Source organism: Protofrankia sp. CiT1 (assembly GCF_917627335.1).
Lineage (GTDB): Bacteria > Actinomycetota > Actinomycetes > Frankiales > Frankiaceae > Protofrankia.
In genome coordinates, this window is the sequence record NZ_CAKJTP010000041.1 from 12,633 (window position 1) to 28,104 (window position 15,472).

Sequence of the window (15,472 nt, forward strand, 5' to 3'; positions counted from 1 at the left end):
CGATGAACAGCGATGAACAGCAGCGAGGGAAGCAACAGCCCCGGCTTGGACCGCGGCCTGGCGGAGCGCCCGCCAGGCACGGCACCCACCAGGCAGCGTCCCTGGCCAGAAACCCGTGTGAAGACCGAGCGGATGCTGCTCTCCGGCCCCCAGCGCACGGTAGAAACATTCACCTGCCGCCGTGCCAGCCGCGGGCGTCAACGGAATGGCGACGGACAGTATCCCGACGCCCGGCGTTCTCGCTCTCAACGGATAATTCATCCATCGGATGACAACGCCGAACCGCGTACCGCCGCGGGCATCACGGCAGGCCCACCCGCCGGACCAGCCGGCCGGAGCGTCAGGATTCGACCCAACCGCGCGCCCGCGCGAGGTCGAGGAGCCGCTGCCGTATCTGGCCAATCTGGCCACCGGTCAACGTCGGTACCCCCTCGACAAGTATCTCAGTGAGCACATGGAGAAACTCGGCGGTGGTCAGGACATCGCACATCTCGTCGTCGTCGGTGCCCGAACCCGCAAGGTTCGGGCTGGTGGCACGGGGAAAAAACGGGCCGACCCCGGCCCGGTCAACAAGACGGACAGCTGAGGCCTTCAGACCCTTGTCACCCTCCTCCGCTTTGAACTCGACAAGTACGCCGGGCCGGAACAGATACTTTTCATCCTCCAAATCGTTCACATGCATGAAGATGTCATCGCCGCCCTCGTCAGGCGCGATGAAGCCGTAGCCACGAATCCCGTCGAACCGCACGATCCTGCCAGTACCCACCGCATCAACCTCTACCTCAGGGCGAACGTCCCAAACCGTGAGACCGCACGCACATTGCCAGCTGAACCCAACCAAGTCAACCGCTGACACACAGGAAAGAGCAAATGATCATCATGCTGGCGGTGGATCACACGGGCGGTCCGCGCCGGCCAGCCGGTCGCATGAGGCCGTCTTCCGCTGACCTGGCACGGTTAGGCTGGGAAGCTCAGACGCCCCGGCCGCGGCCGACCGACCGACCGACCGCCAGTGGCACCGGCGTTTGCCCACCGCGACCGAAGGGGTTTCGTGACCGACCGTTGGATCCACCTTGATGGCTGTGACAACGCCCGCGACCTCGGGGACCTGCCCACAACGGACGGTGGCTCGACCAAGCGGGGGCTTCTGATCCGGTGCGACACGGTCCAGCAGCTGACGGTGGAGGGTACGGACGTACTGCTCAACGGGTTCGGTCTACGCACCGTGCTGGATCTGCGGACGCCGAGGGAAGCGGCGGCCGAGGGCCGCGGGCTGCTCGCGGAGACCGCGGTCCGTTACCGCAACGTGGCGTTCGTTCCCGACGTCTATCTCGTGCCCGGCGACCCCGAACACAAGGTGATCGTCGAACAGCGATCCAGGCAGGAGACGGTCGAGCACTACGTGGACTATCTGACCCGTCCCGGCAGCACGGTGCCGGCGGCACTGCGGCTGCTCACCCAGCCAGCTGAGCTACCGGTCCTGTTTCACTGCGCGGCGGGCAAGGACCGCACCGGTGTCCTTGCCGCGCTCGTTCTGGATGTCGTCGGGGTCCGGCGCGAAGCGATCGTCGACGACTACGTCCTGACCAATGAACGGCTGCCGCGGATCAGGGAACGCCTGATCGCGATGCCGACCTACGGCAGGAGCGCGCGCGGCGACATCGGTTGCCGGCCCGAGACGATGTGGGCCTTCTTCGAGACCGTCGACCAGCGCTGGGGCGGCACGGCCGGCTGGGCGCTCGACCATGGCATCACCCAGGCCGAGCTGGATGTCCTGCGGAAGGCACTCGTCGACTGACGCCCCGCCTTCCCTGTTCCCTGTTCCCTGTCCGCCCTGGGCGGACAGGGAACAGGGAAGGCCGCTCGACGCTGCGATGTTGCAAGCGACGTAAGCATGTAATCAGATCGCTTGTCTGGGACCGGCGCCGGGAGGCCGTGATGCAGGATCCGATGGACGCCTACTCGCAGGTGGTGACCAGGGTCGCCGCCGCGCTCTCCCCCGCTGTCGCGAGCCTGCGGGTACGGACCAGCGCGGGTGCGGGCGCTGGGTCCGCCGTGGTTTTCACCGACGACGGTTTCCTACTGACCTCCGCCCACGTCGTCGACAGCGGCCTGCCGGGCAGGGAACGGAACGCCGTGACCGGCACGGCTGAGTTCACCGACGGCACGGAGCGGGTCGTGGACGTGATCGGCGCCGATCCGCTGTCCGATCTCGCCGTGCTGCGCGCCCGCGGTAGCACGCCTCCGCCGGCCACGCTCGGCGATGCCGCAACGCTTGCCGTCGGCCAGCTCGTCGTCGCCGTGGGCAATCCGCTGGGGCTGACCGGCAGCGTCACGGCAGGGGTTGTCAGCGCGCTCGGCCGGTCGCTGCCGACCCGGGCCGGCGCGACCGTCCGTGTCATCGACGAGGTGATCCAGACCGACGCCGCTCTCAACCCGGGTAACTCCGGCGGCGCCTTGGCCGATGCGAACGCCCACCTCGTCGGCGTGAACACCGCCGTCGCCGGGATCGGCCTCGGGCTCGCCATCCCGGTCAACGACACCACCCGCCGCATCCTCGCCGCGCTCATGCGTGACGGTCGGGTCCGGCGGGCCTATCTCGGGGTGGCCAGTTCCCGGGCTCCGCTCCCGCCGCACCTGGCGGAGCGGTTCGGCCGCCGGCACGGCGTACGGCTGGCGGAGGTCGTGGTGAACAGCCCGGCCGGACGGGCCGGGCTGTTCACCGGCGATCTGGTGCTCTCGGTCGCCGGGCGGCCGGTCGCCGCATCCGGCGACCTCCAGCGCCTCATGACCGAGGAGACCATCGGAAAACCGGTCGAACTGACCGTATGGCGGCGCGGCGCGCTCGTCGACGTCATCGTCGTCCCCCAGGAACTGGTGCTCACCTGATCGACACGGCATCAACCGCGAAAGTCGTTACCATGCGGTAATGACCGTGCCCATACGACCGGCCAGCGGCCCACCGTCGACCGGACGCGGGCGCTACCCGACCACCGCCAACCATGCGGGTACCGGTAGCGCCCCGTATGACGAGCGCCTCGACCCGGTGTTCGTGGCCATGCTGCGAACCTCGATAACCAGGCTCGCGCGCTCACAGCGGGCGGAACGCCAGCGTGACCCACGGGCGCTGCCGTTCAGCCTGATTTCAGCCCTGTCCACGCTGCAACGGCTGGGGCCGCTGACGCCGACGCAGCTCGCCCACGTCGAAGGTGTGCGTAAACCGTCGATGACACGCGCGCTGGCAACGCTGATCGAACGTGGCCTGGCGATCAAAGAAAACGACGAATACGACGGTCGCCAGTGCATCGTGCGGATTTCCGACCAGGGTCTCACCGCCGTCCAGGAATCCCGGCGTGTCGTCGACAGCTGGTACTCCCGCCGCCTTCGCCAACTGAGCCACCAGGATCTGGCGGACCTCATGCGCGCCGGTGGCGCACTCGCCCGGCTCGCCAGCGAGACGACCTGAACCGCTCAGCGCGGGCCTGGCCGCGGTCCCCAGGCGCTGGACGGGCTGGCCGGCCTCGGCCTCGGCCTCGGCGCGCGGGCCCGGGAGCCGTTCCCGGCCGGCAACGCCCAACGGGTATCCGCAGTCCGGAGCGCACTTCCGAGAAGATCCACCGGATATGCCCTACTGTGCCGGAAACAGCTCCGCGCCGGCTTGGAGCGCCTGGCAACAGGGGACGCGAGCTGGCACCGGCGGGAAACAGATCTGAGCCCATGGATCTGAACCTATGGAGAGGACACCGTTGCGGATCGCGTTGCTGTCATACCGCAGTCTGCCCACCTGCGGCGGTCAAGGCGTGTACGTCCGGCATCTTTCCCGCGAACTCGTCATGCTGGGCCACCACGTCACGGTGGTGAGCGGGCCACCCTACCCCCTGCTCGACCCCGGGATCGAGCTGCGCATGCTGCCCAGCCTCGACCTGTACGCCGAGCCCGATCCGTTCCGCTGGCCGTCCCCACGGGAGCTGCGCACCGTCGCCGACGCCGTCGAGTTCGGCCTGATGCGCACCGGCCAGTTCTCCGAGCCGCTGGCGTTCAGCATCCGGGCCGCCCGTGCGCTGCGACCGGATACCGGCCACCCACCCCGCTTCGATATCGTCCATGACAACCAGGGCTTGGGCTACGGCCTGCTCGCCCTGCGCCGGGCGCTGCGCCCGCACGGCGTTCCGGTGGTGGCGACGGTGCACCATCCGATCACCGTCGATCGCCGGCTGGCGCTGGCTGCCGCACCGGACCGGACCGCGCGTGCCGGCATCCGCCGCTGGTACTCCTTCCTGCCGATGCAGGCCCGGGTCGCTCGCAGCCTCGACGGCATCATCGTTCCGTCCCAGAGCTCCCGCCAGGAGATCATCCTCGACATGAGGGTGGCCGCGGCGGCGATGCGCACCGTCCCGCTCGGTGTCGATGCCGACGTCTTTCGCCCCGCCACCGCCCCGGCGTCGGCTTTGGCGTCGACGCCAGGGCGCATCGTGGTCGTGACCAGCGCGGACGTACCGCTGAAGGGGCTGGGAGTGCTGCTGGAGGCGCTCGCCAAGGTCCGGGCCGAACGTGACGCCCACCTGGTGTGCGTCGGTGCGGCCCGGCCGGGTGGCGCTATCGAGCACCAGGTCGACGACCTCGGCCTCACCGGCGTCGTCACGTTCCGCCCGAACCTGTCCGAAACGGAACTCGTCACGCTGCTGCGGTCAGCGGAGCTGGCCGTGGTGCCGTCGCTGCACGAGGGCTTCAGCCTGCCCGCGGTCGAAGCGATGGCCTGTGGCGTGGCACTGGTCACGACCACGGCCGGTGCGCTTCCGGAGGTGGTCGGGCCGGCCGGGCAGGCCGCCGCGCTCGTCGCGCCCGGGGACGCCGAGGCGCTGGCCGCCGCGATCGGACGGCTGCTCGACGACCCGGCGCTGCGAGCGCGGATGGGCGCCGCCGGCCGCACCCGGGTGAAGGAGCGCTTCTCCTGGCGAGCCGCGGCCGCCGCGACCGCGGCGTGGTATGCGGACCGGATCGACGCGGTCCGGTCCGGGCGCGAGCGCTCCTCGGCGGCCGGCCCGCACCCATGCTGACGGTCGACTTCGACCGCTACCCGGTCACCGAGGGCTGCCGTCTGCTCGATCTCGGCTGCGGCACGGGCCGGCATGGTTTCGAGGCGTTCCGCCGAGGCTCGGAGGTGGTCGCGCTCGACCACGCGGCGGCCGAGGTCACCGGTGTCGGGCAGATGTTCGCCGCGATGGCCGCGCAGGGCCAGGTGCCGCCGGCGGCACGGGCCGCCTGCGTGCGCGGGGACGCGCTCGCGCTGCCGTTCGCCGACGCCACCTTCGACCGGGTCATCGCCGCGGAGGTGCTCGAACACATCGCGGACGACGCCCGCGCCATGGCGGAGCTGGCCCGCGTGCTGCGCCCCGGCGGGCTCGCCGCGGTCACCGTCCCGGCCTGGCTGCCTGAGCGGATCTGCTGGCGCCTCTCGACCGCTTACCACAGCGTGGAAGGCGGGCACATCCGCATCTACCGGCAACGCGATCTACTGGCCCGGTTACGCGCCGTGGGGCTCGACCCCGTTGACAGGCACACCGCGCATGCTCTGCACGCTCCGTACTGGTGGCTGCGCTGCCTGGTGGGAGTGCACAACGACGGCCACCCCGCGACCAGGCTCTACCACCGGGTGCTGGTCTGGGACATGATGCGCCGGCCGTGGCCCACCCGCCTCGCCGAACGGGTGCTCAATCCGCTCATCGGCAAGAGCGTCGTGTTCTATCTGCGCAAACCGGAGGTCCCGCGTGCGGCCGGTTAAGCCCACCCCACCGCTCACCCCGGACGCGATCGCCGAGACCGCGGCCACGATCGTCGCCGTCCAGGAGCCCGACGGCGCCATCCCCTGGTATCCGGGCGGGCACACCGACCCGTGGGATCACCTCGAGTGCGCGATGGCGCTACGGATCGCCGGCCGGCCAGACACCATCGAAGCCGTGGACGCCGCCTGGGAGTGGATCCGCCACACCCAGCGGGATGACGGATCATGGGCGACCAGCTACGTCGCCGGTCAGATCAAGGACGACTTCGCCGACAGCAACCAGTGCGCCTACGTGGCGACCGCGGCCTGGCACAGCTGGCTCGCCACCGGCGACCGTTCCTTCCTGCGGCGGATGTGGCCGGTCGTACGTGCCGCGCTCGACTTCGTCGTGGGCCTGCAGGCCGCCGGCGGCCAGATCTGGTGGGCACGCTCGGCGGACGGCACCGCCTACCCCGAGGCGCTGCTCACCGGATGCTCCAGCACCCTGCACAGTCTGCGCTGCGGGCTCGGTCTCGCCGCCGCGCTCGGCGAGGCGGTGCCCCGCTGGGAGGCGGCTGCCGGCGCCCTGCACCACGCTCTGCGCGACCATCCGGAGCGCTTCGTGGACAAGCGCCGGTGGTCTATGGACTGGTACTACCCGGTGATCGGCGGCGCGCTGCGCGGCCCGCGGGGCCGGGACCGGCTGCGTAGCCGGTGGGACGACTTCGTCGTCGACGGCCTCGGCGCCCGGTGCGTGGCCGACCAGCCGTGGGTGACCGGCGCCGAGACCTGCGAGCTGGCGATCGCGCTGCATCTGGTCGGGGAGAGCGGCGCCGCGGCCGGGCTGCTCGAAGACATCCAGTTCCTGCGGCACAACGACGGCAGCTACTGGACGGGCTGGCAGTTCGCCGAAAAGCTGTACTGGCCACCGGAGCAGAGCACCTGGACGGCCGCGGCGGTGCTGCTCGCCGTCGACAGTCTCACCGGCGGCGTCACCGAGGCCGCGTTCCGCGGGGACGGCCTGCCCGCGCGACGATCGGCATCCGGTCCCGGCGCGGTGGGTGCGGCAGCGATCCCGCTCGGCTGTTCCTGCGGCCGCGGCTCGGCCGGCCGGCCGCCGGAAAACCTCCGGTCAGGCAGCGCGTTCGAGGACCCGCAGCGATCCCGTGCGTGACCGCTCGGTGAAACCCTCGCCCAGCGCCCGCTGAAACACGGCGAAAGGCGCCTGACCGCCGTCCGCCGGGTCCGCGAACACATCATGGATGACCAGCCGGCCGCCGGGCGAGACGTGGCGCGCCCAGGCCTCGTAATCGGCCTGAGCCTGTTCGTGGGTGTGCCCGCCGTCCAGGAACAACAGCCCGACCGGCGTCGTCCACCACCGCCCCACCGCCTCGGACCGGCCGACGACCACCGTCACCACATCCGCCACCCCCGCGTCCGCGAGGGTACGCCGCAGCGCCGGCAGGGTGTCGAGCCGGCCCGTACGGGGATCGACGAGGGCCGGATCATGGTACTCCCAGCCGGGCTGGTTCTCCTCCGAGCCGTGGTGATGATCGACGGTGACGACCGCGGCCCCAGCCCGCCGGGCCGCCGCCGCCAGATACAGCGTCGACTTTCCGCAGTAGGTGCCGATCTCACAGATCAGCACGCCCGCGGGCACCTGCGCCGCCGCGGTGTACAGCGCGAGCCCCTCCCCCGCCGGCATGAAGCCCGTCGCGGCCTCGGCCGCCTGCCGCAACGCACCATCCACGCCCACTCCTCGCTATTAACGGATCTTGCTTAGCGTGACCGTGTCCGGCTCCGCCGTCCTCCTGATCGTGAGGGGCATGGTATCGGCGTGATTATGATCATCCGTGCCGTCGTCATGGCTGTTCGCAGGCGCCCTGCCGTCGCCATCCACAGCGTCGCCATCACCGTTGTCCATGTTGTCTATATTGTCTGTGCCATCCGGGCCATCCGGGCCATCCGGGCCATCCGTGTTATCCGTGTTATCCACTTCGTCCGGGTGGCCGAGCAGGCGTGCCGGCATGATCCGGAAGAAGGCCCAGAAAAGCACGGAGAGAACCGCGAACCCGCCGAACAGCCAGGCCGCTCGCCGCCAGACCTGCCCATCGCCCATCCCGAGCAGCCCGGAGGGGTCAAGCACCAGGATCGCGAAAAGTGTCAGCGCGACGCCACAGGTCGCGGCCCAGGCCAGGCGGCTCCACTCCCACAGCTTGCGGCCGTCCAGGTAGTGAATGGGCAGCAGGACGACGGGTGCGGCCACCACCGCGCCCGCCACCACCTGGCACAGCACGTTCTCAGTGACCGCGAGGGCGAACGCGCCCTGGCCGGAGCCGTGCCGCCGCAGGGCCGCCACCACGGGGACACGCACCAGCCACGCGGCCACCGCGACCGCCAGCATGACCAGCGCACCGACCAGCACGGCCCGCCCCTCGTCACGCGGGGCCAGCCGCCGCCCGCCCCGGGCGCGGTACTCCGCGATCAGCCCGTACACATAGCCGGGGTTGAACGCGGCGCCCCAGGACAGCAGCGCGCAGCCGACAGCCACGACAGCGGCGCCCGGCAGCACCTCCAGTTCACCGCGCCCGCCACCGGACGCCCGCCGCTGGTAGGTGTCGATGGGCTTGCTGTAGAGCAGCATGCCGACCGGGATCGCCACCGCGAAGCCCAGCACGAGCGCGACAGTCGCCGCGTTCACCCCGGCTCCCGGCTCCACCAGCACCGCAAGTGCCGTGGCAAGCAGGAAGAAGCCGGCGATGAGCAGCGGCCGCGGCAGCCGCCCGGCCCTGGCCGGGAACGGCGACGCCCAGGCGAACCAGCGGCGCAGGGTCTCGCGGTTGTGGTGGATGGTCTTGTGGAACAGCTCGGCGGCGAAGCCGACCAGCGGCAGCAGCAACACAGCCAGGCCGGCCATGGCGCCCACCCGCGCGGGGCGGCGGAAGACCTCGCCGGGAGCGGGCAGGGCACGGGCATAGCCGGAACGCAGCCGCCCACCCGCCTCGCCCGATCGATCACCCGGTTCCCCGGAACCGCGCGGGCCGCTGGTAACTGCCGTCCCCAGCCCGGCCGACCCGCCCGTTCCGCCAGGGCCACCGCCACCAGCCGCATCCGCCACGCCACCGGCCGCGGCCCCCGGCAAGCCCCCGGAGGCCGCGTCGGAGCCGGAGCCTGCGCCGGGCACGGGCTGTGCTGTCCCGCCGGTGGGAACCCCCCCGGCGTTGGTCGTGTCGGGTGCCACCACGGTCTGTATCGGCGCCCCGGCCGTGCCAGCTGCCGTCACACCAGCAGCGGACGTGGTCGCCGCGGGGCCACCGGCCGCGCTGGCCACCGGGCTGGCCGGGGTGGCCGGGGTGGTGCTGGGCTGGGGAGCCGGGGTGGGCTGGGGAGCCGGGGTGGGCGACGGCACAGGCTGGACCACGGTGAACGTCGCCGAGGCAGAGACCGCGGAACACGCGGCGGTGACCGAGTGTGAACCAGCGGCCGCTCCCATCGGTACCCGGAAGGTGAGGCTGAAGCCGCCGGAACTGACCGACGCCGTCCCCACGGCCTGGGTCCGGTCCCAGGACACGTCCACTGCGGGAACCCTCGTGCCGGTGCAGCCGAACCCCGTCCCGGTCGCTGTCACGGAAGCCCCGGCCGGCCCGGACACAGGGGTGAGCGCCATCGACGGTCCCGCGGCCGCGGCCGCGGCGGTCCGCACGGCCGCGTTGGCTGGCGGCACCGACCCCCAGCCAACCGTTGCCGCCACGCCCAGTATCGCGAGGAGCACGGCAAGCAGCCATGTCCCTGTCGGGCTCCGGCCACCAGCGACATTGCGCACTATGTGCCTTGTGTCCACGCCATCCTCCGCCCCGACAGGCCGGCGCCGCTCGCCTCATCCGCGGCCGGCCATGGGGGCATTCCTCGGCAGCCGCTGATCAGCGCTTTACGGCGTGTTTGGGAAGCCGTCAGCCATCGCCGCGCGACGCACGGGTGCCCCGACTCGCCGGTCAACGCCCACCACCTCCGGCGCATCCCCGCGCCGCCTCGCGATGCACGCACCCCAGCCCCGCTCCTTGATCCACGCCCCTATTGCCGGGCGCTCTTATTGCCTGATGCGTTGCCTGGTTCGGCCGACTACAATCAGCAATATGCCAACGCGTGGCTGAACATCGAGTGACGTTACGCGATCCGGGCTGGCGGCGGGTTCGACGGAGGTGGTTACGCGGTCAACACGCACCGCCGCTAGTCTGGCCGGCAAACGATCGGCAAGGAAGGCGCGGACATGCGTACACACTTCGAGCCCGAGCAGTCCAACGAATTCGAGGCCGCGAAGGAGCTGTTCATCCGCCGCTGTTCGGTGTGGGCGGGCGAACAACAGCTGACCGTTGATCCGTTTATCCTGGATGCCGCGCTGGACTTCCGCCATTACAGCGTCGATGGACGGCTCGGCTTCTGGACCGTCGACCTCGTCCGGGCGTTCCTGCTCGACTGGATACCGCGGCAGGTGTCGGTCAGCGCGGACGACGCCGCCGATATCCCGGACATGCTGCTCACAATGCTGCGTTACCTGCACCACACCGCTCTGGATGATCCGACCGGCGACGCCCTCCCCGACATCGAGACCGCGATCGCCGCCACCGCCGGTGACACGTTCCGGCAGGCGATGTCCGACGAACGCAACTTCGGCATCGCGAAATTCTGGGCCATGCGGGCAATCACCTCCGGTATCGACCCGACCGACGAGGTCGCGATGCGGCGCTTCGCCGACAGCGCCCGCGCCGGCCGGGTCGAACACGATGATGCGATTCTCAACGACATCGTCACACGGCATCTGCGTGGTGACGGCGGGCCGCCCGCGCGCGCCTGCTCCCAGCTGCCGGTGTCACTCCCGCCGGAGCACGAGCTTGCCGCGATGGCGGAGGACAACCGGCTCGTCCGGCAGCTGCGTGCGCTCACCGACTGGGTCGGCGCCGGCCGCGCGTTGACCGCGACCGGCCAGCTCAAGCTTGTCGACGCCCGTGAGCTGATCGAGCTGCTCGGCACCGGCGACACGGTCGACCCCGTCGTCGGTGGCCGGGTCTGGCGGACCAAGAGCAGTACGGAGCTGGCCGGGCTCATCCTGGTGGTCGAATGGGCCAAGAAACTGCGGCTGATCCGGGTGGTGAAGAACCGCTTGGTGCGGGTCGCGAAGTCGCAGCCGCTGCTGCGTGCCAGCCTGGCCCTGTGGACCGCGGCGTTCAACACGTTCAACGAGCTTGCCGACGCGGTGGTGCAGCCACGGGTGTACGGCCATGCTCCGGGCATGCTCCACGACGTCTTCGACGAAGCCGTGCCCGACGTCCTCAACACCATCTACGGCATGCCAGCGCCGGTGCCGGTGAAACGCCTGGCGGAAAGCGTCTGGCTGTCCTGCCAGGCTGCCTTCGGCCTCGACGACGAGGACGAGGACGAGTCCCAGCAGTCGATCTGGCGGCAGACGGTCGAAGCCGATCTGAGGCGGATGCTGCGGATACTGGCTGAGGCCGGCGGGGTGGAACAGGCGATCGGACCGGCCGATCCGATGTTCCTTGAGGATCTCAGCGGCTCCGATGGCTCCGATGGCCTCGACGGCTGCGATGACCTCGATGCGAATGACTTCGCCGCCAGCCTCCAGAGCATCTCCACAGGTCTGCCCCCGGACGCCCGGGAACGGCTCCGCGCCGCGCTCGCTCCCGACGCCGGGCCCGTCGAGACCGTTGCCCTCAGCCACCTGGGGACCCATGCGGTCCGCGTCCGGCTGCTTGCTGAAGGCCGCTACATGCCCCTCGTCGGCGAGCTGACCGACACCGACCCCGCGCGGCTGCTTGGCATGATCGCCCAGCATTACACCCCGGAAACCGGCCGGGAGGAGATCCTTCGCTGGCTGGCCGCCCACGGTGGCGAGGAAGCCGGGCTGGACAGCCTGCTCGACGCGGTACGGTCCTGCTCCTTCCGCCATCGGGCCGCCGCGATGCTCGATGCGCTGTGTACGGCCCAGCCCGATCGGACAGCCCTGCTCCAGCGGCTGCGCTCAGACGCCGCGCTCGGATCGATCGCCGTCCAGTTCCTCGTTGAAGATGAGGAACTGGACCCGGATAGCCTGACCGAGCGAGAAAGCCTGCTGGCCGTGACCGAGCAACTGATCCAGCTGCTTGAGATCGCCGGCCCGGACGCTGTCCGCGAATCGTTCGCGCAGGCAAGCAGCAGCGACATGCGGGATCTGTTCGGCGCGCTGCTGGGCTCCGGGCATCCCGACGCCACCGGGTTGGATGAGCTACGCAGGCTGGTCGTCGAGCCACTGCAGCACCGTGGCAACCGCCGCCCGGCTCGCAAGCGGCCGTCACGCTCCGTGCGTTCCGTACGGCCAAAACGGTAATCAGCTCCAGCCGGCCACGCTCCTAACGGGCTACGGCTACGTGGCCGGCGCTGGGGCGCGTCTGATGGATCGTCGATCGCGCGGGTCAGCTGCCATCCATCAGACAGGCCCTAACCGAGCAGGCGCCGAGCCATGATCACTCGCTGGATCTGGTTCGTCCCCTCGTAGATCTGCGTGATCTTCGCATCGCGCATCATCCGCTCAAGCGGGAAGTCGCGGGTGTATCCCGCGCCGCCGAGCAGCTGGACCGCATCGGTGGTGACCTCCATGGCCACGTCCGAGGCGAAGCACTTCGCCGCCCCCGACACGAACCCGGCATCTGGATCGCCACGCTCGGCCTTGGCCGCGGCCACGTACACCAGGTGCCGAGCCGCCTCGATCTTCATCCCCATATCAGCGATCATGAATTGCAGGCCCTGGAACTCGGCGATGGCCCGCCCGAACTGCCGGCGTTCCTTGACGTAGACGATCGCCGTGTCCAGCGCGCCCTGGGCGATACCCACCGCCTGCGCGCCGATCGTGGGGCGGGTGTGATCCAGCGTGCGCAGCGCGGTCTTCAGCCCGGTGCCCGGCTCCCCGATGATCCGATTGGCCGGGATCGCGCAGTTCTCCAGATGGATCTCTCTGGTCGGCGAGCCCTTGATGCCGAGCTTGCGCTCCTCCAGACCCACCGAGAAGCCGGGATCGTCCTGGTGGACCGCGAACGCCGAAATGCCCTGGGACTTCTTCGCCGCGGTCGGGTCGCTGACCGCCATCACCGTGTACCAGCTGGACTGGCCGGCATTGGTGATCCAGCACTTGGTACCGTTGAGCACCCAGTAATCACCATCCAGCCGTGCGCTGGTACGCATGGAGGCGGTGTCCGAACCCGCTTCCCGTTCGGACAGCGCATAGGACGCCATGGCCTCACCCGCGGCGATCGAAGGCAGCACCTGCTTTTTCAGTTCCTCGGACGCCGCAAGCATGATCGGAACAGTCGCCAGCTTGTTCACCGCCGGAATCAACGAGGAAGATGCGCAGACCCGCGCCACCTCCTCGATCACGATGCAGGCCGCGACCGCGTCCGCGCCCTCGCCGCCGTACTCCGCCGGGATGTGCACAGCGTGGAAGCCGGACCGCGTCAATGCGGCATGTGCTTCGGTTGGGTAGCGGGCCCGCTCGTCGACGTCGGCGGCATACGGGGCGATCTCCTTTTCCGCCAGCCGCCGTACCGCCTCCCGCAGGGCCTGGTGTTCCTCGCTCAGCTGATACACGCCAGTGCCGGCGCTCGCCGGGGTCACGCGTCGACCTGACCGTACTCGTAGAAGCCGCGGCCGTTCTTCTTCCCGAGCAGGCCGGCGTCAACCATTCGCATGAGTAAGGGGGGTGACGAGTACAACGGCTCCTTGAACTCAGCGTACAGCGATTCGGCGATCGCGTTCACCGTGTCGAGACCGATCAGGTCGGCCAATGCCAGTGGGCCCATGGGATGCGCGCAGCCGAGCACCATCCCGCTGTCGATATCGGCCGCCGAGGCAAAACCCGACTCAAGCATTCTGATGGCGGACAGCAGATATGGTACGAGCAGGGCATTCACCACAAAACCGGCGCGGTCCTGAGATCGGATCGCCCGCTTCCCGAGCAGCTCACCGACAAAGGACTCAGCCCTGGTCTGGGTCTCCTCATCGGTCAACAGGGATGGCACCAGTTCAACCAACGGCAGAACGGGCACCGGGTTGAAAAAATGGATACCGATCACGTGGCGCGGCCTGCTGGTCGCCATCCCGAGCTTCATGATGGGAATGGACGACGTGTTGGACGCAAGGATCGCGCCACGGTCAGCGACCACCTTGTCAAGATCCCGGAAGATCTCGACCTTCAGCCGTTCGTCCTCCACGACGGCCTCGATCACCAGCTGACGGTCGGCCAGTTCGTTGAGGTCCGTCGTGAAGCTCAACCGCTCCAACGCCCGGTCACGGTCATCGACCGACAGCTTGTTCCGCAGCGCCGCGCGGCCCAGTGAACTGACCACCTGGCCATGGCTTGCCGCGGCCCGGCCCGTGTCCGTTTCGACGACTGTCACATCGAGACCCGCTCGGGCACATACCTCGGCAATGCCCGAACCCATCAGGCCACCACCTACCACGCCGATCCTTGTCACATCGACCACTGAGCCACCCCTGGAATCCCGGTCCGGTTTGGCACGCCCGGCAATAGGGGCGCTCGTACGCACGGCAGCCGACAGCACCCACGATCGCTGGGCGTCCCACACGGGTTCCCGCGTGGCACATCACACGAAGTGGTCGGCTCTCGCAGCTGCACTGTAGCGGCACCTGGTGTCGTTAGGAAGCGGATAGCCACAAGAAGTGTTGGATAAGGTCTCGCGACGCGGCGGATTCAGCGGATCAACGACTGGTCCGCCGCTCCCGATCACGACAGGCGGCGCGGTACGGCGCACCGCCCGGGTGGCTCGGCGCGAACCACGGGGAAGAACGCCGCACCAGGGTCATGACGCTCTCTTCCTGCCGTTGGTGCTGTCCGCCCTGCTGCTGAAGACACGGGTCAGATATTCCGTGCGCAGCACACCCCGCCCTTCCGCCCCGATATAACCAACGTCCTTCGTGAGGTAGCCGTCGGGATAGCTGTAGGAGGCTGCGGAGATCTCTCCCGTCCTGCTCCACCAGGCCTTGCGCTGAGTGCCACAACGGTCACATTCATGCGTCACGTGGTAGGCCCTGGCTTCTTTGTCCCAGGCCGCCGTATGCGGCTCCCACCGATGACCCATCGTGCGGCACTCTATGAAGCCGGCAGGAAGATCATGTGCCCAGTCTTCGATATTCCGGTGCGTTTTCTGCGCTGCCATATCGAGTTCTCCACCTCCGCTAGGTACTTGCCACGTCTGCGACTGCCCGGCCTGCCTCGTAACACGTTGCCAGCGATCGGAGGATCCACGCCCGAACACCCACGCTGTGTGGTCCGTGTCGCGGGTCCGCACGGTGGTCAGACTCTCGATACCACGTTCCGTTATGCCGGCGCATCTCCCTCGGCCCTGGCTGCCCGCCCGCCAGCCGCCCCGAGGCGAGTCGACGACTGTCTGGACGCGCGTGCTGGGTGCTCCGCTACCAGCCGGCAGCTCGCCGCGCCGGGACCGGGCACGACCTGGAACAACATTTTGGATCTTCATCCCGGCCCGGCCGGCCGACGCGCTGGCCCAGACCACGCGACGCTCCCGCGGCGGCCAGACGCCGCGGGAATCCACCCGCTGCCCGGCCACACCGACACGATCACAATTGTCGCCGGGGCCGGCCCACCGCCCGCCGCCCGCCGTCACGGTCGCACCGCCGCACCGCCGC

At 69.6% G+C, this 15,472-nt stretch carries 13 protein-coding genes and 1 pseudogene; 8 read left to right on the forward strand and 6 right to left on the reverse strand.

Translation table 11 applies throughout. From position 1 onward, the window contains the following. Window positions 1–340: 340 nt before the first annotated feature. Window positions 341–766 (reverse strand): cold-shock protein, encoded by a 426-nt coding sequence (locus MJ785_RS09490; protein WP_239308896.1) that lies wholly within the window; start codon window positions 764–766, stop codon window positions 341–343. Window positions 767–1,051: 285 nt separating this feature from the next. Here MJ785_RS09490 and MJ785_RS09495 point away from each other — a divergent pair, with 285 nt between their 5' ends. The 6 genes from MJ785_RS09495 (at window position 1,052) to MJ785_RS09520 (ending at window position 6,935) form a co-directional block, all read left to right on the forward strand. Then, complete coding sequence (locus MJ785_RS09495; RefSeq protein WP_239308898.1) at window positions 1,052–1,798, forward strand: tyrosine-protein phosphatase; 747 nt, start codon at window positions 1,052–1,054, stop codon at window positions 1,796–1,798. A 140-nt stretch (window positions 1,799–1,938) separates the two neighbouring features. Further along, on the forward strand, window positions 1,939–2,889 hold the full coding sequence (locus MJ785_RS09500; RefSeq protein ID WP_239308900.1) for a S1C family serine protease: 951 nt from the start codon (window positions 1,939–1,941) through the stop codon (window positions 2,887–2,889). A gap of 46 nt (window positions 2,890–2,935) precedes the next feature. Beyond that, on the forward strand, window positions 2,936–3,466 hold the full coding sequence (locus MJ785_RS09505; RefSeq protein WP_239308902.1) for a MarR family winged helix-turn-helix transcriptional regulator: 531 nt from the start codon (window positions 2,936–2,938) through the stop codon (window positions 3,464–3,466). Window positions 3,467–3,731: 265 nt separating this feature from the next. Beyond that, entirely contained in the window at window positions 3,732–5,057 is a 1,326-nt protein-coding gene (locus MJ785_RS09510) for a glycosyltransferase family 4 protein (RefSeq protein ID WP_239380487.1), read from the forward strand. Continuing rightward, window positions 5,051–5,782, forward strand: coding sequence for a class I SAM-dependent methyltransferase (locus MJ785_RS09515; protein WP_239346707.1), 732 nt, complete (start codon window positions 5,051–5,053; stop codon window positions 5,780–5,782). Before MJ785_RS09510 ends, MJ785_RS09515 begins: the two co-directional genes overlap by 7 nt. Further along, window positions 5,769–6,935 (forward strand): hypothetical protein, encoded by a 1,167-nt coding sequence (locus MJ785_RS09520; protein ID WP_239311540.1) that lies wholly within the window; start codon window positions 5,769–5,771, stop codon window positions 6,933–6,935. Before MJ785_RS09515 ends, MJ785_RS09520 begins: the two co-directional genes overlap by 14 nt. Here the strand turns inward: MJ785_RS09520 and MJ785_RS09525 are convergent. Further along, complete coding sequence (locus MJ785_RS09525) at window positions 6,894–7,511, reverse strand: class I SAM-dependent methyltransferase (protein WP_239311538.1); 618 nt, start codon at window positions 7,509–7,511, stop codon at window positions 6,894–6,896. The two genes, MJ785_RS09520 and MJ785_RS09525, sit on opposite strands and share 42 nt — an antisense overlap. Before the next feature lie 15 nt (window positions 7,512–7,526). Continuing rightward, entirely contained in the window at window positions 7,527–9,602 is a 2,076-nt protein-coding gene (locus tag MJ785_RS09530; protein WP_239380489.1) for an FGLLP motif-containing membrane protein, read from the reverse strand. A 426-nt stretch (window positions 9,603–10,028) separates the two neighbouring features. Between MJ785_RS09530 and MJ785_RS09535 the strand changes: the two genes are divergently transcribed. Further along, window positions 10,029–12,140, forward strand: coding sequence for a hypothetical protein (locus MJ785_RS09535; RefSeq protein WP_239380491.1), 2,112 nt, complete (start codon window positions 10,029–10,031; stop codon window positions 12,138–12,140). Window positions 12,141–12,250: 110 nt separating this feature from the next. Here MJ785_RS09535 and MJ785_RS09540 read toward each other — a convergent pair whose 3' ends face one another. The 3 genes from MJ785_RS09540 to MJ785_RS09550 form a co-directional block, all read right to left on the reverse strand. Further along, window positions 12,251–13,420 carry an acyl-CoA dehydrogenase family protein gene (locus MJ785_RS09540; protein ID WP_239311532.1) on the reverse strand — a complete coding sequence of 390 codons (1,170 nt, stop codon included), beginning with the start codon at window positions 13,418–13,420 and terminating at the stop codon, window positions 12,251–12,253. Next, window positions 13,417–14,247 carry a 3-hydroxybutyryl-CoA dehydrogenase gene (locus MJ785_RS09545; RefSeq protein ID WP_370652663.1) on the reverse strand — a complete coding sequence of 277 codons (831 nt, stop codon included), beginning with the start codon at window positions 14,245–14,247 and terminating at the stop codon, window positions 13,417–13,419. The genes MJ785_RS09540 and MJ785_RS09545 overlap by 4 nt, the downstream gene beginning before the upstream one ends. Before the next feature lie 378 nt (window positions 14,248–14,625). Then, on the reverse strand, window positions 14,626–14,982 hold the full coding sequence (locus tag MJ785_RS09550; RefSeq protein ID WP_239311528.1) for a hypothetical protein: 357 nt from the start codon (window positions 14,980–14,982) through the stop codon (window positions 14,626–14,628). A 108-nt stretch (window positions 14,983–15,090) separates the two neighbouring features. Here MJ785_RS09550 and MJ785_RS09555 point away from each other — a divergent pair. After that, window positions 15,091–15,472: pseudogene (locus MJ785_RS09555) on the forward strand (hypothetical protein); the annotation flags it as partial.

Excerpts from the sequence above, each read along its gene's own strand:
- MJ785_RS09500 (WP_239308900.1), top strand. The coding sequence starts at position 1,939 with ATGCAGGATCCGATGGACGCCTACTCGCAGGTGGTGACCAGGGTCGCC.
- MJ785_RS09535 (WP_239380491.1), top strand. The coding sequence starts at position 10,029 with ATGCGTACACACTTCGAGCCCGAGCAGTCCAACGAATTCGAGGCCGCG.
- MJ785_RS09515 (WP_239346707.1), top strand. The coding sequence starts at position 5,051 with ATGCTGACGGTCGACTTCGACCGCTACCCGGTCACCGAGGGCTGCCGT.
- MJ785_RS09545 (WP_370652663.1), bottom strand. The coding sequence starts at position 14,247 with ATGGGTTCGGGCATTGCCGAGGTATGTGCCCGAGCGGGTCTCGATGTG.
- MJ785_RS09550 (WP_239311528.1), bottom strand. The coding sequence starts at position 14,982 with ATGGCAGCGCAGAAAACGCACCGGAATATCGAAGACTGGGCACATGAT.
- MJ785_RS09510 (WP_239380487.1), top strand. The coding sequence starts at position 3,732 with ATGGAGAGGACACCGTTGCGGATCGCGTTGCTGTCATACCGCAGTCTG.